Annotated in this window: 20 protein-coding genes; 5 read left to right on the top strand and 15 right to left on the bottom strand. The window is 39.5% G+C overall.

From position 1 onward, the window contains the following. The first annotated feature begins 201 nt into the window (after positions 1-201). Positions 202-2,619, top strand: a complete 2,418-nt coding sequence (locus M2408_RS16825) for a thiamine pyrophosphate-dependent enzyme (protein ID WP_259183547.1) — start codon at positions 202-204, stop codon at positions 2,617-2,619. Between the two features lie 120 nt (positions 2,620-2,739). Here the strand turns inward: M2408_RS16825 and M2408_RS16820 are convergent, their stop codons facing one another. The 5 genes from M2408_RS16820 to M2408_RS16800 all read right to left on the bottom strand — a co-directional run bounded on the left by M2408_RS16820 (position 2,740) and on the right by M2408_RS16800 (position 8,206). Beyond that, on the bottom strand, positions 2,740-3,594 hold the full coding sequence (locus M2408_RS16820; protein WP_259183544.1) for an ROK family protein: 855 nt from the start codon (positions 3,592-3,594) through the stop codon (positions 2,740-2,742). After that, positions 3,581-4,687: a chorismate synthase gene (gene aroC, locus M2408_RS16815; RefSeq protein ID WP_108636941.1), complete on the bottom strand. Its 1,107-nt coding sequence runs from the start codon at positions 4,685-4,687 to the stop codon at positions 3,581-3,583. Before aroC ends, M2408_RS16820 begins: the two co-directional genes overlap by 14 nt. 215 nt (positions 4,688-4,902) lie before the next feature. Further along, entirely contained in the window at positions 4,903-6,153 is a 1,251-nt protein-coding gene (gene aroA / locus M2408_RS16810) for a 3-phosphoshikimate 1-carboxyvinyltransferase (RefSeq protein WP_259183540.1), read from the bottom strand. Continuing rightward, a complete protein-coding gene (locus tag M2408_RS16805) occupies positions 6,153-7,265 on the bottom strand; it encodes a chorismate mutase (protein ID WP_108636939.1) in 1,113 nt (370 codons plus the stop codon). The genes aroA and M2408_RS16805 overlap by 1 nt, the downstream gene beginning before the upstream one ends. A 116-nt stretch (positions 7,266-7,381) precedes the next feature. Further along, a complete protein-coding gene (locus tag M2408_RS16800) occupies positions 7,382-8,206 on the bottom strand; it encodes a prephenate dehydratase (RefSeq protein ID WP_077437425.1) in 825 nt (274 codons plus the stop codon). A 543-nt stretch (positions 8,207-8,749) separates the two neighbouring features. Between M2408_RS16800 and M2408_RS16795 the strand changes: the two genes are divergently transcribed. The 4 genes from M2408_RS16795 to M2408_RS16780 are packed head-to-tail and all read left to right on the top strand — an operon-like array spanning position 8,750 to position 11,579. Then, the gene (locus M2408_RS16795) at positions 8,750-9,226 is read left to right on the top strand and encodes a thermonuclease family protein (protein ID WP_259183534.1); all 477 of its coding nucleotides are present in this window, start codon (positions 8,750-8,752) and stop codon (positions 9,224-9,226) included. Between the two features lie 15 nt (positions 9,227-9,241). Further along, entirely contained in the window at positions 9,242-10,114 is an 873-nt protein-coding gene (locus M2408_RS16790) for a DMT family transporter (protein ID WP_259183533.1), read from the top strand. Beyond that, positions 10,111-10,728: a YigZ family protein gene (locus M2408_RS16785; RefSeq protein WP_259183531.1), complete on the top strand. Its 618-nt coding sequence runs from the start codon at positions 10,111-10,113 to the stop codon at positions 10,726-10,728. The genes M2408_RS16790 and M2408_RS16785 overlap by 4 nt, the downstream gene beginning before the upstream one ends. Continuing rightward, positions 10,725-11,579 (top strand): nucleoside phosphorylase, encoded by an 855-nt coding sequence (locus M2408_RS16780; protein WP_259183529.1) that lies wholly within the window; start codon positions 10,725-10,727, stop codon positions 11,577-11,579. The genes M2408_RS16785 and M2408_RS16780 overlap by 4 nt, the downstream gene beginning before the upstream one ends. A gap of 28 nt (positions 11,580-11,607) precedes the next feature. Here the strand turns inward: M2408_RS16780 and rodA are convergent, their stop codons facing one another. The 10 genes from rodA to secDF form a co-directional block, all read right to left on the bottom strand. Then, a complete protein-coding gene (gene rodA, locus M2408_RS16775; RefSeq protein WP_259183528.1) occupies positions 11,608-12,873 on the bottom strand; it encodes a rod shape-determining protein RodA in 1,266 nt (421 codons plus the stop codon). Beyond that, positions 12,866-14,848 (bottom strand): penicillin-binding protein 2, encoded by a 1,983-nt coding sequence (gene mrdA / locus M2408_RS16770; protein WP_259183526.1) that lies wholly within the window; start codon positions 14,846-14,848, stop codon positions 12,866-12,868. Before mrdA ends, rodA begins: the two co-directional genes overlap by 8 nt. Before the next feature lie 27 nt (positions 14,849-14,875). Continuing rightward, positions 14,876-15,394 carry a rod shape-determining protein MreD gene (locus M2408_RS16765; RefSeq protein WP_259183525.1) on the bottom strand — a complete coding sequence of 173 codons (519 nt, stop codon included), beginning with the start codon at positions 15,392-15,394 and terminating at the stop codon, positions 14,876-14,878. Then, a complete protein-coding gene (mreC, locus tag M2408_RS16760) occupies positions 15,387-16,229 on the bottom strand; it encodes a rod shape-determining protein MreC (RefSeq protein WP_259183524.1) in 843 nt (280 codons plus the stop codon). Before mreC ends, M2408_RS16765 begins: the two co-directional genes overlap by 8 nt. A gap of 92 nt (positions 16,230-16,321) precedes the next feature. Then, the gene (locus M2408_RS16755) at positions 16,322-17,344 is read right to left on the bottom strand and encodes a rod shape-determining protein (protein ID WP_028071379.1); all 1,023 of its coding nucleotides are present in this window, start codon (positions 17,342-17,344) and stop codon (positions 16,322-16,324) included. 452 nt (positions 17,345-17,796) lie between these two features. Beyond that, positions 17,797-19,104: an NAD(P)/FAD-dependent oxidoreductase gene (locus M2408_RS16750; RefSeq protein WP_259183516.1), complete on the bottom strand. Its 1,308-nt coding sequence runs from the start codon at positions 19,102-19,104 to the stop codon at positions 17,797-17,799. Between the two features lie 252 nt (positions 19,105-19,356). After that, positions 19,357-19,689: a (2Fe-2S)-binding protein gene (locus M2408_RS16745; RefSeq protein WP_259183515.1), complete on the bottom strand. Its 333-nt coding sequence runs from the start codon at positions 19,687-19,689 to the stop codon at positions 19,357-19,359. A 2-nt stretch (positions 19,690-19,691) separates the two neighbouring features. Next, positions 19,692-20,696, bottom strand: a complete 1,005-nt coding sequence (locus tag M2408_RS16740) for an NAD(P)/FAD-dependent oxidoreductase (protein ID WP_259183513.1) — start codon at positions 20,694-20,696, stop codon at positions 19,692-19,694. 5 nt (positions 20,697-20,701) lie between these two features. Further along, the gene (locus M2408_RS16735; protein WP_259183512.1) at positions 20,702-21,136 is read right to left on the bottom strand and encodes a MarR family winged helix-turn-helix transcriptional regulator; all 435 of its coding nucleotides are present in this window, start codon (positions 21,134-21,136) and stop codon (positions 20,702-20,704) included. Between the two features lie 115 nt (positions 21,137-21,251). Further along, positions 21,252-24,239: a protein translocase subunit SecDF gene (gene secDF / locus M2408_RS16730; RefSeq protein ID WP_259183508.1), complete on the bottom strand. Its 2,988-nt coding sequence runs from the start codon at positions 24,237-24,239 to the stop codon at positions 21,252-21,254. Positions 24,240-24,443 lie beyond the last annotated feature (204 nt).

Below are 24,443 nucleotides of genomic sequence, written 5' to 3'. Positions count from 1 at the left end.
TCTGATCCCTTGCCGCTAGCGTTCAATCCCTATCTATAATAATTAAAAATCTGCAAAAATTAGGAATTTTTCTCAAAAAGTACTAATTTGAGAAATTAGAATATTCTATTTCAAATACGAACTATTGATTGTCAAATTATTTGACAAACACCAATTATATAGAATAATATTTTTGTTAAATTTGTTGAAACAAAAAAGAATATGTTTGATACTGCATTTGACCAAAACAATGAATCTATTTCCACTTTGAGCTTTGACGAGTTCAGAAAGATTATTGTGAATGATTATCGGACCGCCTTGGAAAGTCGTTACGTAAGTTTATTGGGGCGTAAGGAAGTGCTTACAGGTAAGGCGAAGTTTGGTATTTTTGGCGATGGAAAAGAATTGGCACAAATTGCGATGGCTAAGGTCTTCAGAAATGGCGATTGGCGATCGGGATATTACCGTGACCAAACATTTATATTTGCTTCAGGCATCAGTGATGTCTATCGTTTTTTTTCTCAATTATATGCACATCCAGATGTTGAAGCTGATCCTTCCTCTGCCGGTCGACAAATGAACTGTCATTTTTCTACGCGGGTGCTGGATGATCAGGGGAATTGGCTTGATCAAACGGTGCAGAAGAATTCGTTTTCGGATATATCTACCACAGGTGGGCAGATGGCAAGAATATTGGGGTTAGGATTAGCATCAAAATTATATAAACAAAATAGAAACTTGGATTATTTGTCCTATTTCTCGAATAGGGGAAATGAAGTTACCTTCTGTACAATAGGTAATGCTGCAACTTCAGAAGGTGTATTTTTTGAAGTCGTCAATGCTGCCGGAGTACATCAGATTCCTGCGGTTATTTCTATTTGGGATGACGGTTACGGAATCTCGGTATCGAATGAGACCCAGACCACAAAAGGTGATATTTCTGAAATACTCAAGGGGTTCCAAAAAGAGGAATTAACAAACGGAATTGAAATTTTTAAAGTCAGAGGTTGGGATTATGCGGGATTGTGTGAAACATACGAACAGGCCGCAAATATTGCGAGAGAAAAGCATATCCCATGTCTGATCCATGTGACTGAATTGACACAACCACAAGGGCACTCGTCTTCGGGATCCCACGAGCGTTATAAATCTCAGGAACGCTTGAAGTGGGAAACAGACTTCGATTGTATTGCGAAAATGAAGGAGTGGATACAAAGTTCGGGTATCGCTACAGATGAAGAATTGGATCAACTGGATCGTGATGCCAAGGATTTTGTTCGCCAGGAACAAAAAAGGGCTTGGACTGATTATATCAGAACTTTGACGCTTGAAGCAAAAGAAGCCATTGATCTATTGTCACGAATTCCAAATGAAAAAGCGGACTTCGCGGCAAAAAAACTGCAATCGATGGTAGAGCCCTCTCTGAAAGAGGTATATGGACAGGTCCGGAAGATCTTACATGAGCTAAAGGGAAAAGACACAGAAGGCCGTCAGGAATTGTTGAATTGGTATAAGATTAAACAGGAGATTAACGAGAAGCGGTATAATTCGAAATTATTTACTGATGGCGTTGATTCTCCCTTCAATGTGCCTACTGTAGAAGCGATTTATAGTGAGGATTCTAAAATCGTAGATGGTCGGGAAGTGTTGAATCTTTGTTTTGAAGAAAATTTTCAACGCGATGAACGTTTATTGGCATTCGGGGAAGATGTAGGGAAAATAGGGGATGTTAACCAAGGATTTGCAGGTCTACAGGATAAGCTCGGTGCGCATCGCGTATTTGATACTGGGATCCGTGAAAATTCAATTATCGGTAAAGGGATCGGATTGGCGATCCGTGGGTTAAAACCAATTGCTGAAATTCAATACCTAGATTATTTGATTTATGGTATCACTGTTGCCAGTGATGATTTAGCCAGCTTAAGTTACCGTACTTTCGGAGGACAAAAAGCACCGGTCATTATCCGTACCCGTGGACACCGATTGGAGGGGGTATGGCATTCGGGATCTCCAATGTCGGTGATATTGGGCTCTTTAAGAGGATTGCATGTCTGTGTACCTCGTAATATGACACAAGCTGCTGGAATGTATAATACGCTTTTCCGCTCAGATGAGCCAGCTATTGTCGTTGAATGTTTGAATGGATATCGCCTCAAAGAACGTTTACCAGAGAATGTTGGTGAATTTACGGTGCCAATAGGTTATGCTGAGCGCATTAAAGAAGGACAGGATATCACGGTTGTTTCTTACGGCTCAACTTTGCGTGTTGTCGAAGAAGCAGCTGTAGAATTAGAACGTTTGGGAATATTTATCGAGATTATTGATGCGCAGACCTTGTTGCCATTTGATAAAGGACAATTATGTGCGGAGTCTCTGAAAAAAACAAATAAGTTGTTAGTGGTAGATGAGGATGTACCTGGGGGTGCTGCCGCATTTATACTGCAGGAAATACTTGAAAATCAAAATGGTTATTATTTACTTGATAGCCAACCTAGAACATTGACAGCAAAAGCGCATCGCCCTCCTTATGGTTCGGATGGTGATTATTTCTCAAAACCATCTTCGGATGATGTTGTAGAGACGGTATATGCAATCATGCATGAGGCCAACCCAGAAAAATATCCATCTATGTTTGAATAAATGGATATTTCTTTGGATCTGTTATTTTAACGATGCTATTCAAGGAGCTTCTTGCAAGAGGCTCTTTGAATAGCATTCTTTTTTAGGGGAAACGCTATTTTGTGTTTTTAAGTCCCTGAACTAACTGAAAATACTTGCGGCGCCGATCATGGCTGCCTTCTCACCCAATATAGCTGTATGGATGGTGAATCTATTGAATTCTTCCCGATCCGCGATAAAGATAGGAAGTGCTTTAGCAATATTGCCACCAATAATAAAGAGATTAGTCTGATATTTTTCTTCAAAAAACTGCATAAAATCAAATAGATGTGTTGCGTATTCATCTTTGATTGTTGCGAATGCAGCTGTTTCTCTATGATTGTCCAAAATTTCTTTTAAACCAGTGACATCTTTCCCAGTGATCTCTTTAAACCGTTTGACAAACCATCTTGTCACAAGATATTCTTCAAAGATACTTTCCTGATAAGGTGTATTCCAAAGGTCTGCATCGAAGGCCTTCTCGCCCTTATTCCATACCGCAGATCCTAAGCCTGTCCCTAATGTAATCCCGAGTATTCTCGGATTGGTCTGAAGGTTCTGTACAAATATTTCACCCTGTAGGAAAGCCGCTGCATCATTGATAAAGTGAATAGCAGTAGAAGGTAAACCCAACTCAGCGGATAAAAGGCTTTTAATGTCCTGATCGTACAAGTTGTCGTACTTGCTTTGCCCTAACATTTTAGAGATGCCATTTTCATAGTCAAAAGGGCCCGGCATTGCTATGCCAATGAATTGAATAGCAGTGGGTGAGGTCGCAATACTATCCTGTATTGTGGAAGCCCAGGTGTGTAAAATCGTTTTAGCATCTCCTTGAGAAAAAACGTGGTTTCTGACCACGTTCTCTAAATGTATATTCCATTGTTTGGTATCAATGATACAGGCAGAAATATGAGTGCCTCCAATATCAACACCTACGACATAATTATCTTGCAGCATGTTTGTAACTTTGATGTTTAAGTAGATGATCCGCAATCACAAGTGCCGCCATGGCTTCTACAATAATTACCGCTCTTGAAACAACACAAGGATCATGTCTTCCCTTACCACTTGCAATGGCTGGGTTGCCATGGATGTCGACTGTTTCTTGATCTCTCATGATGGTTGCAACAGGCTTAAATGCTACTTTAAAAGTAATATCCATACCGTTTGATATGCCACCCTGTATTCCCCCAGAGAAATTGGTATGTGTATGCACTTGATTTAAATCATGGTCATCTGCTACAAATATATCATTATGTTCGGAACCTCGCAACTCTGAACCTGCAAAACCTGATCCATATTCAAATCCATGTACAGCATTGATGCTCATCATCGCTTTCGCAAGGTCAGCATGGAGTTTGTCAAATACGGGTTCTCCAAGTCCAACGGGGACATGTCTTACCACCGCCGAAATGCGTCCACCTACTGTATCACCTGCTTTTCTTACTGAATCTATAAATTCGACCATTTCATTGGCTGTAGCTGGATCAGCACAGCGTGCGATATTAGATTCCCGAAGCTCAAGCAGAGCTTTAAGATCTTTGGTGTCCAAATTGGGAGCTTCGATCGTACCCACACCCGAAACATGCGCGAAGATTTCGATGCCAAATTGTTGTAAAAAGCTCTTTGCAACAGCACCTGCAGCAACACGGGCGGCTGTTTCACGGGCTGAGGAACGGCCACCACCACGGTAGTCACGGATACCATATTTCATCTGATAGGTGAAGTCCGCGTGGGAAGGCCTGAAGATATCTTTAATGTGGGTATAGTCCTTGGAACGTTGATCTTCATTTGGTATAACAATGGCAATCGGAGTTCCGGTCGACTTCCCTTCGAATACGCCCGATAATATCTGAGCGGTATCACTTTCTTTTCGTTGTGTGGTAATTCTGGACTGTCCCGGTTTCCGTTTATCTAGTTCAGACTGTATAAACTCTTCGTCTATCGTTATATTTGAGGGGCAACCATCAATAATTACACCAATCGCTTTTCCGTGTGATTCGCCAAAAGTGCTGATTCTGAATAAATCGCCAAATGAGTTTCCTGCCATAAGAATTAAATTTCAATAAACTTAGATAAATTTGCCTTTAAATGCAATGAAAACACTACTGTAAAACCTAACTTTATCAATTTGATTATTTTTAATCATGACTGCGTTTGTCCACGGGTAGTATTTCTTTTGTTGCCATTAAAGCTATTAATAGCGTGTATATAGGTTATAAAACCTGGGAGTATAAAACTATATTCTCCCGGGTTTTTAAAATATTAGTCAATGCTAAAAGATTGGGCCTGCAGATGTTTCCAGAAATCAGGATATGATTTTTCTACAACCATTGGCTCCGCAATCTTGATCTGGTCGAAAACCAATGCAAGCGGTGCAAACGCCATTGCCATGCGGTGGTCCTCATAGGTATCAAAGGTCACCTCTTTTGGTTGGAATACCTGTGCTGTTTTAAGATGATAGGTTTCGTTATCTGCTATCAATTCAGCGCCAAATTTTGCTATTTCAGTCTGGAGAGCTGCGATTCGGTCTGTTTCTTTGATCTTTAATGTCTCAAGACCAGTAAAAGAAACGTCACGACCTAGCGCTGCAGCGACAACGACGACAGTCTGCGCGAGATCGGGGCATTCTTTGAAATCAAATACTGTTTTTTTCGAATCTATTGCCGTTTTATGAAGATGCAAGCCATCGGCTTCAAAACTGGATTGCACGCCAAAATGGGTCATGATTTCGACAATTGCAATATCTCCTTGCAGACTATCTTTTTTAAGCCCAGGTAAGACGATAGATGCTCCGTCTTCTGCCAGCGCTACAATAGCGTACCAGTAAGAAGCTGCACTCCAATCTGGCTCTACATAAATCGTGCTTTTTGAAAAAGTCTGTGGGGCAATATGTATTTCATTCGCTGTCCACTCATGCTGTATGCCGACGCTTTTTAGCATATCGAGGGTCATGGATACATAGGGTCTGGAAGTCAGTTCGCCCTCGATTTCCAATGTAAGCCCTTTTTTCAATGCGGGAGCAATTAATAGCAGCGCAGAGATGTATTGGCTACTGATATTTCCTTTTATCCGGACACGGTCCTTTCCTTGAAATATGCCGCCTTCTATTTTTAGGGGCGGATAGCCGGCTTTTTTTTCATAATGAATGTCGGCTCCGATTTCCTTCATGGCGTCAACTAATATACCGATTGGCCGTTGTTGCATGCGTTCGGTCCCCGTAAGGATAAAGTTTCCTTGAATAAGGTTCAGGTAGGCCGTTAAAAAGCGCATTGCTGTACCCGCCGGACCGATGTCAATCGTGTTGTAGCCAGGTTGAGGAGCTGATGCAATCTGCAATACACGGTTTAACGTCACCGTATCGGCAGCCTCGGAAAGGTTTGCTATATCAACTTGCCCCTTGCTCAACGAGTGAATAATAAGAGCACGGTTGCTCTCGGATTTTGATCCTGTCAGTTGAACCGTGCCTTTTATTTTTTTTGATGGGTGCGTCAGCTTGATGACTTGTTGATTCATTATGCTTCTGCTGTTGGTTGTTCCTGTGAATTCATTACCGCGTTTTGTTTACGGATAGATTCGTTGTGAATTAATTCTAGGAATTTTGTTGCAAATTCACTACCCAAGGAAAGCGCTTCAGCAAGTTTTGTGCGTTTTTGAACAATCTCATCCCAGCGGTTTACCTGTAAGATCGTCACATTGTTATCGCGTTTGTATTCACCGATTTTCTCTGCAATTTTCATACGCTCGCCGATTTTTTGGATAATTAGATCGTCCAATTTATCGATGTTGCTACGCAATTCGGCTAATTTATCCTCGAATGAAGGGTTGTCGGAATCAGCTTTACGTAATGTTAAATGATTGATCAACTCTGCTAGGGCTGCTGGCGTAACTTGTTGTTTGGCATCAGTCCATGCAACAGAAGGGTCAATATGTGATTCGATGATCAAACCTTGCATATCCATATCCATTGCTTTTTGTGCGATGTACGGTAGCAATTCGCGGTTACCACAAATGTGGCTAGGGTCATTGATGATCGGCAAATTAGGGCAAGCAGTTTTTAACTGGATGGCTAAATCCCACATCGGCTCATTGCGGAATGCTGTTTTCTCGTAAGAAGAGAATCCTCTGTGAATAGCACCTAATTTTTTGATGCCAGCGCGGTTGATACGCTCCAAAGCACCGATCCACAACGATAAATCTGGGTTAACCGGGTTTTTTACGAAAACTGGTACGTCTACTCCTTGTAGTGCATCAGCAATTTCTTGCACCGTGAATGGGTTTGCAGTTGAACGTGCACCTACCCAAAGTACATCAACACCAGCTGCCAAAGCTTCTTCGACGTGTTTTGCTGTCGCAACCTCTGTAGCTGTTAATAAACCTGTCTCTTCTTTCGCTCTCTTCAACCACTCCAAACCAATGGAACCGATACCTTCAAATTCACCTGGACGAGTACGTGGTTTCCAGATTCCTGCACGTAAAATATTTACTTTTCCAGTGTTTGCCAATAAATGAGCTGTAGATACCAATTGCTCTTCTGTCTCTGCACTACAAGGGCCTGCGATAATTAAAGGTTTGTCTCCAGTATCCAACCATGATTTCAAAGGAGTGATTTCTAATGTATTTTTCATCGGAATAAATTTTTAAAGGTATTTGAGTCTGTTAAGCTGTTATGCTTGTTTTGTAAGTCTTTATAGCTCCGACAGATTCAAGGTAAGTTGATTTTTTAAAATTATTAAATTGTTGATTATAGTTTCTCGTTTTTGATGTATTCGCCCATAATATTGAAATTGATACTATGTTTGAGTACTTTTCGGATCGCAGCCTCATAGTCTGATTGTTTTTTCCATTCAACATCAACGAAAAAGTCATATTCGTTGCGTTTTCCGATAACAGGCATAGACTGAATCTTGCTCAAGTTGATATTTTGCTCAGCAAAACACTGTAAAATTGTCGCTAAGGAACCAACTGTATTTCCCGTTTGGAACGATAAAGATGCTTTATTGGCATTTTTGTGTTCGACCACCTCATTCGATAGAACCAGAAAACGTGTTGCATTCTTTTTATTGGTTTCGATTCTTTTCTCTAAAATCTCAAGACCATAAATCTCTGCAGCCAAAGTACCCGCAATTGCAGCTGTATCAGTCAATTTCCGTTCTGCAATCATCTTTGCTGTGGCCGCTGTGTCTGACCCTTCGGTAATACGTACACCTTCAAGTTCCGAAAGAAATTCTTCGCATTGACGGATTGCGATCGGATGTGATTCGATGTGTTTGATGTCTTTCAATTTAACACCTGGCAATACCATAAGATTCTGCTGAATGTTGAGATAGACTTCTCCTGTGATATGGAATTTATAATCCCGAAGCAGATTATAGTTTGGTAGCAGGCTACCAGCAATCGAATTTTCAATCGCCATAACAATGTAATCTACTTTTCTTTGTTTAAGCAATTCACAGGTTTTTTTGAATGAATCACATTCAACAATTTCGACTTCGCGTCCAAAATATTTAAATGCTGCCTCCTCGTGAAATGAAGCTTTTGCTCCTTGTATCGCAATTTTTAAACTCATTTTTTTTGTTGCTATTTTGCCCTTAAACAAGAAAGAGTCCCGATGATCTAAACCGGGACTCTTTCTTGTTATATTTTAATGTATACACAATCTAATCCCGGCTCTTATTTTTAAAATAAAAGAAGTTAAAATAGAAATATGTATATGATCTGTTCATCCTTGTGTTGTTTGACATTTCAAATGTACGAATGTTTTTGAAATATCAAAGAAAAAATAATTTTTTTCATAAAAAACACATCATTTATCGGTGTGTTTTCGGTTGTTTTTTATTACTTTTTTTATGTTGAAAATATGTGTTTTTTATAGCTTTTTTTAGATGTTTTTCTTTTGTAATTTTCTTTTATATAGTGTTTTATGATTTTTAATATCTTTTTTTTGTCTGTTTTTTTTAATTATTTTTTAACATAAAAGATATATTAAAAAGTGCTGTTTTTTTTGCTGTTTTTTTATTAAAAATACTAGTTTTTTTTGTTGAAATATGCTGTGTTTTATCCGTTATTTGCTGAAAAAGTATTTTATTACCTTTGCCCAAATGTAATTTTTATGCTAAAGCGATTTAATTTTTTAGTGAGTGCCACTATCATTTGTTTCTTGTTTTTAGGTTTTTCTTATAAAGGGGAGGAGCGGTATGTGAAGGTGCGACGGGTAATTGATGGCGATACCTTTGTGATTGAAAATGGTAGTAAAAAAGGCGAACGGGTACGCTTGATTGGGATTGATGCTCCCGAAACAAGGAGAACAGCACGAAAGGAAGTTGGTTACTATGGCATGGAGGCAAAAGAATATCTAAAAACTTTGTTGACCGGAAAGAATGTGAAGCTGGTATTTGATGTCGGTAAAAAGGATCGTTATGGAAGACTTCTTGCTTATGTGTATCTTAGGGAGAAATTTGTTAACGCGGAATTGGTAGAGCAGGGCTATGCTGTGACCTACACCCTGACACCGAATGTTCAGTATGCTGATTTTTTTGTGAAATTAGAACGACAGGCACGTCAGGCTAAGCGTGGACTTTGGAAATAATTTAGTAACGGAACAATGATTTTTGTCCTCATAAGTGTTATCTGCAGCGTCACTGTAGCTGTCTTGTTAAAATTGGCAAAACAGTATGGCGTAGAAACAAAACAAGTGATTGTCTGGAATTATCCTATGGCGGTTGCTTTGACCTACTTTATATTACGGCCCGAAATAAAAGAAATTAGCTGGGATGCCTTACCATTCCCGCTGTATGCAGCACTGGCTGTACTGTTACCGGGGATGTTTGTATTTATTGCGCTATCTATCCGTTATAGCGGTTTGGTAAAAACGGAGGTAGCCCAACGACTGTCTTTATTTATTCCCTTACTGGCGGCGTTTTTTTTATTCCACGAAAAGCTACAGGGAAATAAACTGTTGGGGATAGGGGTAGGTCTATTGGCGATAATATGTTCCATCGGTTGGCGAAAGTCTCTCCCTACGGTAACCCTGTCAAATACGGGATATAAAAATAGTCTCTACCCATTGCTTGTTTTTATTGGTATGGGGATTATTGATGTCCTTTTTAAACAGGTCGCATTGCATGTGACGATACCTTATGTCAGTTCGATGTTTATTATCTTTGTCATGGCCATGCTGATTGCTTTTGGTTTATTAGGCTATTTTATCTTTGTTGAAAAGCAGAGCTTTTCAGGTAAAGCTGTCGTTTATGGCCTGATTTTAGGCGCTTTCAATTTTTGTAATATATTATTTTATATGAAAGCTCATCGGGCATTACCTGAGAATCCTTCCATCGTATTTACTGGAATGAATATTGGTGTTATCTCGCTGGGTGCTTTGGTGGGTGTATTATTTTTTAAAGAAAGACTCTCATGGTTGAATTACCTGGGGATAGTTCTTTCCATTATTTCAGTTTTAATTATCGCATATCAGTGAGTTTATTTGAAGATACTTATCGAACGATCGATGCAAACTATGAGGGGATTTTTAGAGATAAAGGAAGCAAATTTATTGCCTATGCATTTCCTTTTAAATCTGAGGAGAAATTAAAAGATCTGCTACAGGAGGTGAAATCCCTGCATCCAAAAGCAAGACACCACTGCTGGGCTTATCGGTTGACTCCAGATCGTAATGTATTTCGCATAAACGATGATGGTGAACCTTCTGGCACCGCGGGGCGTCCTATTTTAAATGCTTTGCTCTCGGCAGATATTACAAATATAATCGTTGTTGTTGTCCGTTATTTCGGTGGAACCCTTTTGGGCGTACCAGGCTTGATTAATGCTTATAAATCGGCCACACAGGATGCCTTGGATCAAGCTCAGATAATCGAACGAACAGTTAATGATAGCTATGGGTTGACCTTTGATTATCTAAATATGAATGATGTTATGCGTATTATTAAGGAAGAAGGACTGGAAATCGAAAAGCATGAATTTGACAATAATTGCTATCTGGAATTTGAGGTGCGTAAAATGCAGGTGAACCGTGTCGTAGAACGTTTTTCGAAAATTGAAGGTTGTCAATTGAATTATTTAAGAACGATATGATAAACAATTCAGAACTCATTTTAAATTCAGATGGAAGTATTTATCATTTGAATTTATTGCCGGAGGATTTAGCCGATACGATCATTACGGTAGGAGATCCAGACCGTGTCGCCAAGGTGTCGAAATATTTTGACCGTATCGAACTTAAAAAAGGGAAGCGTGAGTTTATCACCCATACAGGATATATTGGTACTAAACGGCTGAGCGTGATCTCTACAGGTATAGGTACAGATAATATTGATATTGTATTGAATGAGCTGGATGCATTGGTGAATATCGATTTTCAGCATAAGGTTGTGAAAAGCGAGCTAACCTCTTTGGATATCGTGCGTATCGGTACTTCTGGTGCTGTACAGACGGATGTTGAAATGGGAAGTATATTGGCTTCGGAATATGGGATTGGCTTTGATGCATTGATGCAGTTCTATCAAAAGCCTTACGATGAGATTGAATTGAATATCCAGCAGGCTCTAATTCGGTATTTTCCACAATTGAGTTTAAAACCTTATGTAGCAGGGGCCGGAGAGCGTCTATTAGACCGAATTGCTTTTGATCTGCCCAAGGGGATGACATTGACGGCGCCGGGATTCTATGCACCACAAGGACGTTGTCTGCGGTCAGATAATACGATTCCGCATCTGATTCCTTTGGTAAATTCATTTAAGCATAACAATTTCCGTTTGACCAATCTGGAAATGGAAACCGCGGGTATCTATGCTTTAGCGAAAATGTTTGGCCATCAGGCCTTATCCATAAATGCCATTTTAGCAAGCCGGGTAACGGGAGAATTTTCGCCGAATCCTGAAGCAGTCGTGGAAAAAGCTATTCAACTGGTACTGGAAAGGATTTAGAAAAATCTCTCCAAGTACCACATGTGCATTAAACAACTCCTTTCCTGTTGGAGTCAAATTTGAGCATGATAAAGAGTAGTATCGTGAAACTCCAGAGTGAAGACCCACCATAGCTGACAAATGGCAATGGTATCCCGATGACAGGAATAATTCCTATGGTCATTCCGATATTGATAAACAAGTGAAAAAATAGGATAGAAGCTACGCCGTAGGCATAGATTCGGGCGAAAGCCGAACGCTGTCGTTCTGCAATATGGATGATACGCAAGAGCAGCGTGAGATAAATAGCAATTAATGTTACTGAACCTACAAAGCCCCATTCTTCTCCCACTGTACAGAAGATAAAGTCAGTACTTTGTTCGGGAACAAAGTTATATTTGGTCTGCGTTCCCTGTAAATAGCCTTTTCCCCAAAATTGGCCCGATCCAATGGCGATTTTGGACTGGTTCAAATTATAACCCTTTCCTTTGAGGTCTTCTGTTTTACCCAAAATGATATCGATTCGGTCACGTTGATGCGGTTGTAATACATGGTCGTACACCAGATCCACACATAATATAAATGCGGTGCAGGCTGCAAAAAGGATGCTTAGATTAATAATATATTTTCTCTTTTTCCGGAAGCTCCACATAAAAAAACCGATAATGCCAGCCAAGACTAAAATAAGAATCCATGGATTGAATAACAGCGCTAAAACGAAAAGTAAGATACAGAGACCTCCAAATATCAATAGTTCATTGTTTACATAGCCTTCGCGGTAAAAGACAAAAATTAGCGAAAAGAATGCCAATGCAGAACCGGTGTCGGGCTGTAGCATAACTAAAAATACAGGAAATAGTACAATTCCGGCTCCCATGGCCAGTGTTTGCATGGTGGGGGCTTTATTGCTCTGCGCGCTTAGGAAGTTGGCCAGCAACAGACAGGTGGAGAGCTTGGCAAACTCGGAGGGTTGTAACCTGAAAAATCCTAAATCAATCCAGGCCTGATTTCCGCCGACATTTCGCCCGACAACCAAAACAATGACAAGGAGTATTGCTGTTATACCGTAAAATATGGGTGAGGCCGAACTGAAAAATTTGGCATCGATAATCAAGATGGATATACCGAGAATAATCGCTGAGATCAGATAGAGTGACTGCTTTCCATAGTTGGTGCCCAAGGTGAAAAAGCCAGGCATTTCTGGATTAAATACTGCCGCACGGATATTGAATAGACCGATCAGACAGAGTGAGAGCCAGAGTATGATTGTTAACCAATCTATTTTTCCAAAGAAACTATTTTTTTGATTATTCATGTCTTCTTTTTACCTCACTATGGTGAACAATTGTTTCTTTTGGTTTTACCATTGCCGCTAATTGTCGTTTTGATTTAACAGTATCTGTTTTTGATTTGATCGAATCCGCTTTCTTGACATCTTTACTTTTGGGATCTATTACTTTCTTTGGTGCAGGAAGAAAATTTGCTTTATAGATCCGATCCTGAATATATTTTGGTGCCGTAATGGTGTCCTTAAGGTATTTTTCCACCATCATACTGGCGATCGGACCAGCCCAAGTTCCACCATAACCAGCATTTTCAACAAATACTGCAATGGCAATTTTCGGGTTTTCCCGTGGCGCAAATGCAAAAAATACCGCGTGATTTTCTCCATGTGGATTTTGTGCCGTTCCTGTTTTTCCACACATTTCAATACCCGGGATACGATTCGACCAAGCTGTTCCTTCAGGTGTGTTGACAGCGTCGCTCATCCCCTGGATGACTACAGGATAATATTTTTCATCTACCCCAGCGCTGATCTTTTCTGTAAATTCCTTTTTAGCGATTTTTTGCGCACCTATACCCTTGATGAGATGTGGTCTATAGTAAAAACCTTTATTGGCTACAATAGCCATTATATTGGCCATTTGTAGTGGTGTTATACCCATCTCTCCCTGGCCAATAGAGAGGGAGATGTTGAAACTTGAACGCCATTTGTCATTGCCATATCGTTTTGTATAAAACTCCGATGTGGGCAATAATCCTGGTTTTTCCCCTGGTAAATCTATCCCTAATTTGTGTCCGATTCCAAACTGTGTGGTTGCATTGCGCCATAGGTCATAAGCTTTTGGCCCCGAGAGGCCCCGTCCGTCGATCATTTTGGCGTAGGTAAACCCATAATAGGTATTACAGGATACTGCTACAGAACGCTGTAAAGTGGTTGAACCGTGGTAGTGGGTACAGCCCATCCAGCCGCGTCCGCCACCATAGCTATAACCATGGGGGCAGAAAAATACGGTGTTTCGGTCAATGACGCCAGCTTGCTGTGCTGTCAACGCTGAAACGACCTTAAAAACGGATCCCGGAGGATACGAAGCTTGAATAGGACGATTAAAAAGGGGCTTGGTCTCGTCATTCAATAATTTCATATAATTATTGCCGACTTGTCGACCTACCATCAGATTGGGGTCGTAACTCGGGCTACTTACATAGGCCAAGATTTCCCCCGTTGCTGGCTCAATGGCAACAATAGAACCGAGCTTATTTTTCATTAAGCTTTCACCTAATATTTGAAGATCCTTATCTAAGGAGGAAACTAATCCTTCACCGGCAACGGCCAAGGTATCGTATTTTCCTTCCATAAATATCCCTTTGGGACGATTTAGCGCATCAACCATCAAATTGTTGACGCCCCTTTTACCGCGAATCAGATCTTCGTAGGAACGTTCAACACCACTTCTTCCAATATAGTCACCACTTCGGTAAAACCCATTGGACCGTTCAATATCTTTATCGTTTACCTCACTCACATAGCCTAAAAATTGAGCGGCAATACTATCGGGGTAACTTCTGATGGTTCTCTTTTGCACATAGAATCCACGAAACTGATATTGATATTCTTGATATTGTGCCCAAGTCCGGACGGATAGCTGTTTTTCAAAAATTGATGCCCTGTATGGAGAGTGAGCACGAGCCTTATCCATTCGTTTAATAAAGCCTTCTTTGTCAATGTCAATTAATTTACAAAACAAAGCAGTGTCAATCTCCTTGACTTCGCGCGGCGTAACCATCAGGTCGTAAACAGGTTCATTTTGTACCAGTACTTTTCCTTTGCGGTCTAAAATAACACCCCTTGCAGGGTAAACGATGACCTTCCGCATGACATTGCTATTGGCTGAATGTATATAGGAATCGTCGATGATCTGTAAATAAAATAGGCGGGCAACCAAAGTCAGCGCGATGGCAACAAAGATTCCGGAAACGACGTACTTGCGAGCAAAAAAACTATTCATAGAAATAAATTTCTATTCACCGATCTACTACAATCGATCTTTCTTTTTGTAGAATAATATGCTAAATAACAGCATGATAATTACCGTAAATATACAACTTAAAACAATACTGAGCAGTGTGTATTGAATATGTTGGAAGGAGAAAGATTCCAGTAGATACAGGAATGTATGATGAATCAATGTACCAAAAAAGATATAGGAGAAAAACCATCTCACATTCATCAACCCTAACATTGGTGTAAGAAATGAGTCCCGTTCCTCTACTTCAAGAGTGATCTTCATAAAGAAAATTCGGAATGCAGCCAAAGCCACACATGCGGCAGTGTTGACCCCCAATGTATCGTAAAAGGAATCAACGGCCAAACCTGTTAGAAAAGCAATCAGGTAAACCAGGAAATTGGGTGTTCCGGTCGGCAGCAAAAAGATAAATAAAATATAGGGAAATGCCGCAACCAAGTTATAATAGCCAATATTTTGGAACAAAAATACTTGCATTCCAATCAAGACGATAAATCGAATAAAATTAAATATTAAAATCCTAGCCATTGTCTTTAGTCGATTCCTCCAATGTTTTTAATTCATTACTTAATAAATCCTTTACTACATATACATGTTGTAGATTAGAGAAATTGGTGCTTAAAAGAATGCGAAGATCCAGGAATGCATCTCCAGAGGAAATGCCGGTTTGAATAACTGTTCCCACAAAAATACCTTTAGGAAAATGCCCTGAATATCCAGAGGTATAAACTTTATCACCTTTGTTTACTTTGATATGATTCGGAATCTCCTTAACCGTCGCTGCGCGATAATCGATGTTGTTACCCCATACTAAGGAACCAAAGATCTCACTACGGCCCAAGGTGACCGATATACGGGTATCAGGATGTAATAATGATTGTACAGTGGAAAAATTAGGCGACACATTTAATACGATACCAACAACTCCATTTGGAGCAATGACACCCATGCCTTTTTCAATACCATCTTTACTACCTCTATCCAAGGTAATCGTATTTGCTTTTTGATGGATACTGTTGTTGATTACATTTGCAATAATAAATTGGTAACGCCCAAATTCACTGCTATCCATGACCGGTACTGGTCCGATCTTAATACTATCCGTTGATTTATAGGCTTGAAGGTCTTTCCGTAACTGTGCATTCTCTTTAGATAAGGCATCATTTGTCTCACCTAGATGTAAGTAGCTTTTCCACGAGTTTACTTTTGCATAAAGGTTCCCGATTACACTGTTGGACGAATTTAACACTGAGTTGCGTTGAAACGAATTGTTGGTAATAATCAAAAATAATGAGAATCCAAAAAATAGGATAAACCAAAAGAATGCATTATATCGTCTCAGGAATAACCAAAGGTTTCTCATTTTTTATCGTGGGTATTTAATAAGCAAGCGATATAATAATTTTGCATATTATATCGCTCTTTAATAAAATCTTGTTAATTATCGAACGCTAATTATTGCATCAAGAATTTGAATCGACCAATATTTTTAAGCGCAATACCGGTACCTCTTACAACAGCGCGAAGAGGATCTTCGGCAATGTGTACAGGAAGTTTTGTTTTCGCTTGAATACGACGGTCTAAACCACGTAATAACGCGCCACCACCAGTCAGATAGATACCTGTTTGATAGATATCGGCAGACAACTCTGGGGGTGTAATTTCAAGTGCTTTTAAGATGGCTTCTTCGATTTTTGAAATTGATTTATCCAAACAATGGGCAATTTCAGTGTAAGAAACTGTAATCTGTTTAGGGACACCAGTCATGAGGTCACGACCTTGAACTGCAAAATCCGCAGGTGGCTCCTGTAATTCAGGGAGTGCCGCACCAACTTCAATTTTAATCTTTTCTGCAGTACGCTCACCGATCATGATATTATGTTGTCTACGGATGTATTGAACAATATCAGAATCAAAATTGTCACCCGCTACACGGATGGATTGATCACATACGATACCAGATAATGCGATGACAGCAATTTCTGTCGTACCACCACCAATATCTATAATCATGTTACCCATTGGTTCTTCCACATCGATGCCGATACCTACGGCAGCTGCCATTGGTTCGTGGATCAGATAAACTTCTTTGGCACCCGCAATTTCTGCAGAATCGCGCACAGCTCTCTTCTCTACCTCGGTGATACCTGATGGAATACAGACTACCATACGCAAGGATGGAAAAAACCAACTCTTACCATTGTTAACCAATTTTACCATCCCTCTGATCAGATGTTCAGCGGCTGTAAAATCAGCAATTACTCCATCACGTAAAGGTCGTACCGTTTTTATATTATCGTGTGTTTTACCTTCCATTTGCATGGCCTGTCGACCGATGGCAATCACTTTGTTTGTGGTGCGGTCAAATGCAACAATAGAAGGCTCATCCACTACTACTTTGTCATTATGAATTATCAGGGTGTTCGCAGTACCCAAGTCAATCGCAACTTCTTGCGTAAACCAATTAAATAAGCCCATTTGCTAATCCTTAAGCTATATTAAAATAATATGCAAACCTACACAAAAAAAATTAATCTTTTTGAGGTTCTACATCAAAAAAAACTATATTCTGCAAGTAAATTCTATCTGGAAAAAACTGTCTTTAAATTTAACGAATATAATCTACAATTGTTACGTCTAACAGTAACTTATTTTTTATTGGAAGCAATAGCAAGCAGGAATTAAAAATGTGTTTTTGAATTCTTTGCTATCCACATGAGCACTGAGGTTCTCAGGATAGTAGCTTTGACAACGATATGGGGAGTGGCTGCCAAATTTTAATATCAAATATTTTTTTTTGATCAACTTCCGATCGTTTTTGGTGGTGGCGAAAAAAAAAAGAGTGCCATTATTTTCATTGAATAATAGCACTCTTTTTTGTATAAAAAACAGTGTTACCCTGTCTTTTACAATTCTTTATTTATCGACTTTTATTGTATCGTTTTCGCTTGTTCTTCAGGCGTTGGCTCGTCATACTTATGGAAGATTAAGCGGACACCACTGTTTTTTGTGAAAAACTTCACGGTCCAGTTTACAAATGTGATCAACTTATTTCTAAAACCATAAATGGACATCAAGTGGACAAACATCCAAGTCATCCATCCGAAGAAACCACTGAAGTGAATTTTACCCATATCAACAACAGCTTTGTTGCGCCCTACTGTGGCCATTGAACCCTTGTCAAAATAGCTGAATTTTTCGGTAGGTTGATTAGACATTGTCTGAAGGATGTGTTTGGCTACATAGCCACCCTGTTGTTGTGCTACGGGAGCAACACCCGGTAAACCCCGAGGTAGATCGTCTGTAATAAATGCAGATACGTCACCAATGGCATAAACACCCGTCATATCAATGACACGACATTGATCGTCTGTCTGTATACGGTTACCACGTTGGATAACTTCTTTTTTGAATCCATCCGGATATTGACCCGCAACACCCGCACCCCAGATTACTGTTTTTGTTTCGATACTTCTACCGTCTGCGAAGGTAATGGAGTTACCATCGTATCCAGTTACCTGTACATTCAATAGTACCTCAACACCCAGATCTTTTAAATATTTTTCGGAATTTTTTGATGCTTTCTCCGATAGATTAGCCAACACTTTTGGTAGGCCTTCCACCAGGTAAACAGACATCTCTGATTTCTTTAATTCAGGATAGTCTTTTTCCAGTACATTATTCTTGATTTCTGCAATAGCGCCAGAAAGCTCTACCCCAGTAGGACCACCACCAACGATCACAAAGTTCAAATTGGGCTTACGATCTTCAGGATTAGGGATCATTACTGCTTCTTCAAGATTTTGAAGAACATAACTGCGTATATTAAGTGCCTCCTGGATGTTTTTCATTGGCAAGGCATATTTTGTAATTTGCTGATTGCCGAAAAAGTTTGTCGTTGCACCAGTGGCAACAACCAAATAGTCGTAGTCAAAATCTCCGATATCAGTTTTAACAATTTTAGCCTCATTATCGATGCTTTTTACGTCGGCAAGTCTAAAATGGAAGTTATCCTGATTTTTGAACATTTTACGGACAGGGAAGGAAATAGAGTCCGCCGAAAGTGTACCAGTAGCAACTTGGTACATTAATGGTTGAAAGGTATGAAAGTTGTTTCTATCTAATAAGAGAACTTCAACCTCCTTATTTTTAAGCTTTTTAGCAACTTCAATTCCTCCAAATCCAGCACCAATAATGATTACTCTTGGGAATTTTCTATTTGAACTATTGCTTGGCATATTTTTAATAGTTTGTTGTAAAAATTCGTACAATCGAATTAAGCTGCAAATATCTTAAATTTTGAACCAAAAAACTAAAAAATATTTATTTATTATGGCAATACATTGTGAAATTTATCGTTATAAGGTCAATTCTTTTAATAAAATATTTTGTAGTGTTTTGGTTTTAAGTCTTTTATGCCTCAGAAAGGCGCCTAAAAAAAACTTGCATAGATAACAAAGTCATTGTGTATTTTATACACAATGATCTGATTACTGCAGCGCTCCTTTGATCTTGATTTTCATGCCGTTGTTATTATTATGAAGATGAAGTTGACAGGCAAGCCGACTTTGTCCATCTGCATCCGGTAAGGTATCTAACATATCCAATTCCTGATCGCTGGCTTCCGGAAGATTATCCAGGCCTTCAAGTACTTCAACATGGCATGTAGCGCATAGTGCCATACCTCCGCAGGTAGCCAATATATCGTATGCCGAGGCCTTTAAAATTTCCATCAGCGATAGATTGATATCTGTAGGTATCTCGATTGTATTTTCCGAACCATCGCGATCGACGACAGTTACTTGTATCAAATTATCTTCCATGATTAAAAAGTATTGATACCGTTTACGGTTGTATATTTAAATGTTAACTTTTGATCCGGGTAAACAAATTTGAATGCACTTTGACACATCAGAGCAGCTTCATGGTAACCGCAGAGGATCAGCTTTAATTTGCCGGGATAGGTATTAATATCGCCAATGGCATAAATACGTTCGACATTGGTCGAATAATCGTAGGTATTGACTTCAATTGCATTTTTATCAATATTTAATCCCCAGTCAGCGATTGGACCCAGCTTAGGTGTCAAGCCATATAAGGGAATGAAATAATCCGCTTCGACCGCAATCGTTTCCTTATCCTTATTTATCGTTTCAACTGCTGTAAGCGTGCCATTTCCGTGTATATTGCTCAGATTATGGGACAAAAGTAAATTGATTTTACCCTGTTGGGCCAATTTAAAGACTTTTTCTGCTGAATCGGGTGCTCCCCGAAAAGAATCACTGCGATGAATGAGTGTGACCTGCTGGGCTATATCAGCTAAATGGTAAGTCCAATCCAGCGCAGAGTCCCCTCCGCCGGCAATCACAATCCGTTTGTCCGCATATTTGGTGGGATCTTTTACCATATAATCCACCCCTTTACCTTCAAAGAGATGTAGATTTTGAATCTCGGGTTTTCGGGGTTCGAAACAGCCTAGTCCACCGGCAATGACAATAACCTGTGCATGCACTTTTGTGTCATCACTGGTGGCGATGATAAAAGAACCATCGTCCTGTTTTTCGATCTGTTCGACACGTTCACCCAGCGTAAAAGTAGGCGCAAAAGGCTTTATCTGTTCGAGTTGATTATCAATAAGCTCCTGAGCTGTGATGCTCGGGTAACCCGGTATATCATAAATGGGTTTGTGTGGATATATTTCGGATAACTGTCCGCCAACTTGAGGTAAAACATCAATCAAATGGCATCTCATTTTTAGAAGTCCAGCTTCAAAAACTGCAAACAATCCTACTGGTCCAGCACCGATGATACAAATATCAGTATTTATCATAGCTATTATACATTTAAATTGTTGTAAATGGTGTTTAATATTCTTGTAAAATCCTCGAAATCTTTTTCCGTTAATTTCTCCCAGGCTTTCATGCGGATCGCTGCAACGATAGGGGATAAGGATGCCACTTTAAGTTTTCCTTCTTCCGTCAAATGGAGATAGAGGCTCCGACGGTCCGTCTCGTCAATAACACGTTCAGCCAAACCTTTCTTCAGTAAGATATCCACGATACGGGTCAAGGTGGGTTGGTCTTTGCCGCATCGTTTAGCTAATTCTTTCTGCGATAGCTGGTCAGTTTCATATAGTGCCTTTAAGACAGCCCATTGATCCACTGTAATGTCAAATCCCTTTTCTGTAAAGGACGATTGTGCAAATTGTTTTACCTTTTTGGCCGTTTGATCCAAGATGAAAGAATAACGGTCGAATTTTTCGTTTAGCATACAAATATTTAGTACAACAAATATATCTAAAATTATTTAGTGCAACAAGTAATTTGAATACAATAAAAAAGGCGTTCAAATTTTTGAACGCCCTTTTTTTTTATTTTAAAACTTATTATGGTCTTACTACTTCAGCTTTTTTTGCTGTATTACCTTCAGCTAAGTGCTTTCCTTTGCGTAAGTCGTATACAGAAGGCGCTGCCAGGATAATGGAAGAATAAGTACCTACAATAACACCGATTAAGATCGCGAAAGAGAATCCACGGATAACTTCACCACCAAAGATGAACAAGACTGCAAGAACGAAAATGATCGTCAATGAAGTAATGATTGTTCTACTTAATGTCGAGTTGATTGCGTGATTTACAACCTCGCCAAGATCTTCGTTATGTGCATTAGGTTTTGATACGAACTCTCTCAAGCGGTCAAATACAACCACGGTATCATTCACCGAGTATGCGATTACCGTTAAGATGGCCGCCACAAAGTGTTGGTCGATATCCAAAGAGAATGGTACAATACCATCTAATATGGAGAATAAACCTAATAGAATAATTGCATCGTGGATAGTTGCAATAGCTGCACCAACAGAGTATTCCCATTTGCGGAAACGGATTAAGATATAAGCCGCGACGATGATAATGGAGAAGATTGCTGAACTAGTCGCTCTTGATTTGATGTCTGATGCGATACTAGGTCCTACTTTTTGTGAGGACAGGATCTCATGCTTGTTGGAAGCATCTACCTTAGATAATCCTTGGTTTAATTTATCCAATACTTCTTTATCTGCAGCATCAGAAGTTTCTTCAATATGATACGTTGTCGTAATACGAAGTTGGTTTGATGCACCAAATACTTTTACTTCAGTTGTTTTTTGGAAAATATCGTCCAAACTGGTACGAACAGCTTCCGGATCAACTGGTTTATCGTAACGAACAGTATAGGTACGTCCACCTTGGAAATCTACACCTAAACTGAAGCCTTTTGTGAAAATAGAAGCTGCGGAAATTAATACTGCTACAACAGAGATTGCATAGAATACTTTACGTTTTTGAACGAATTTGAAGTTTGCATTATGCAAGGTGTTTGCAGACCAAGGGAAAGATACTTTAATTTTGATATCTTTTTCCAGCATCCATTCAAAAATAACACGTGTTACAAGTATTGCTGTAAACAATGATGTGATAATACCAACCATCAATGTTGTTGCGAAACCTAAAATTGGACCACTACCAAATAAGAATAAGATGATACCGATTAAGAATGTGGTAATCTGTGAATCTAAGATAGAAGGTAAAGCATGTTTATATCCATCAGCAACTGCCTGACGAATTGATTTTCCTAAGCCCAATTCTTCGCGGATACGTTCATAGATAAGTACGTTAGCATCGACAGCTGTACCCATTGTCAATACGATACCAGCAATACCAGGTAAGGTCAGTACGGCATTGAGTGAGGCTAATACGCCCATGATAATGAATACGTTCAATAATACAGCAATGTTAGCCACAATACCTGCAGTGTTGTAGTAAGCAATCATGAAGATCATCACAACGATAATACCGATTACCGCTGAATTGACACCTGCATCAATAGCCGCTTGTCCCAACGTAGGACCGACAACTGCTTCTTCGACGATTTTAGCTGTAGTCGGAAGACGACCAGCTTTCAATACGTTTGCTAAATCTTTTGTATCCTCTACAGTAAACGAACCTGAAATTGATGAACTACCATTTGGAATTTCACCATTAACAGAAGGAGCGGAATAAACTACATTATCTAAGACGATAGCGATAGCATCTCTATTTTGAGCCGCTTTTGCAGTGATTTTCTTCCATTCACGTGCACCTTCATTATTCATTTGCATACCAACGACAGGTTGGTTTTTCTCATCAAAGTTGGCATTTGCATCAGTGATCACGTCACCAGTCAATACCGCGCCATTATCCGCACCTACTGCTTTGATGGCATATAGGGAAAGTTGCTCTGGTGTTTTTTGCTCTGGTTTTACCGCCCATAAAAGCTTTAAGTTACCTGGAAGAATTGATTTTACTTCTGGGCGTTGCAAATAAGCGTTTACTTTAGCTGTATCTTTCAATGAAGCAATACCAACCATAGCGCCAGGCATAAGTGCCATTTGTTGGTTTTCGCCCATATAAACTGCTGGACGTAGTGCCTCAAAGAATGGATTTTTCTGACCCAGATTAAGCGCTGCACTATCTTTTTTAGCTTTGCTGTCTTTTTGACCACCGGTTAAGTTGGACAATAAATCGTCTGACTTTTTCGTTGTGTCAGTAACGGCATTATTTGTCGCAGCCGGCGCAGCTTTTAAAGTAGTTGCTAATGTTCTGTCAATATTTTCTAATAGCGGGTAAACTTCTTGATTGGTGAAAGTTTCGTAGAACTCCAATTTCGCCGAACCTTGAAGTAGGTTACGGACACGGCTTTCGTCTTTTACACCAGGTAACTCAACTAAGATACGGTTTGTACCTTGTTGAATCTGGATGTTTGGTGAAGCAACACCGAATTTGTCAATACGTGTACGTAGTACTTTGTACGAATTTTGAATGGCGTTGTCGGCTTCTTTTTGAAGGAATGATTCAACTTTTGAATCAGAATCACCCGGTTTAATTAAAGAAGCGTTGTCTTTTGTAGAAAAGAATGTCGAAAGTGGGGTAGAAGCTCCAATGGATTTATATTCTTCCATAAATAAAGCTACGACCGTTTTTTGACTGGTTTTGCTTTTTGCTACCGCTTGTTCCAACGCTTTGTTGAATTTCTCATCTTTTGGATTGTTGGCCAGATTACGGATCAACTCATCCAATGAGATCTCCATGGTAACGTTCATACCACCTTTTAAATCCAATCCTAAAGCCAGTTCATTCGCTTTTGCTTCCCTATAGGTGTATTTCGCAAAACCTAAATTGTACACTACTTCACCTGCCATAGAGTCTAGATAGCTCTTTTCTTTTGCCAAATCTCCTTTGGCAAAATTCTCAGCATCTTGCTCCACCTTGCGGGTCACCCAAGTAAATGATAGGGAGTATAGACACGCTAATGACACCACTATCACTAAAAGTTTAATCAGCCCTTTACCTTGCATCGTCTGTTATTAATTGTATTAATTTTAATGTTAAATACTGTTTATGTAATTGATAATTAGTTCTTGTTTAATCACACTTTACCAAGAATGGCAAAGGTATAAAATTTTTGTAGAATGAAAAGCTTTATTTATGCCATTTAGGTCAAAGGCATAAAATTAGAAGAAATGCTGAAAAAAAGAAATATTTAATGGATTTATTTTATA

The organism is Sphingobacterium sp. BIGb0165, from assembly GCF_024810095.1.
Classification (GTDB): domain Bacteria; phylum Bacteroidota; class Bacteroidia; order Sphingobacteriales; family Sphingobacteriaceae; genus Sphingobacterium; species Sphingobacterium detergens.
The sequence above is the reverse complement of the archived record's forward strand: the minus strand, read 5'-3'. Positions and strand labels throughout refer to the sequence as shown.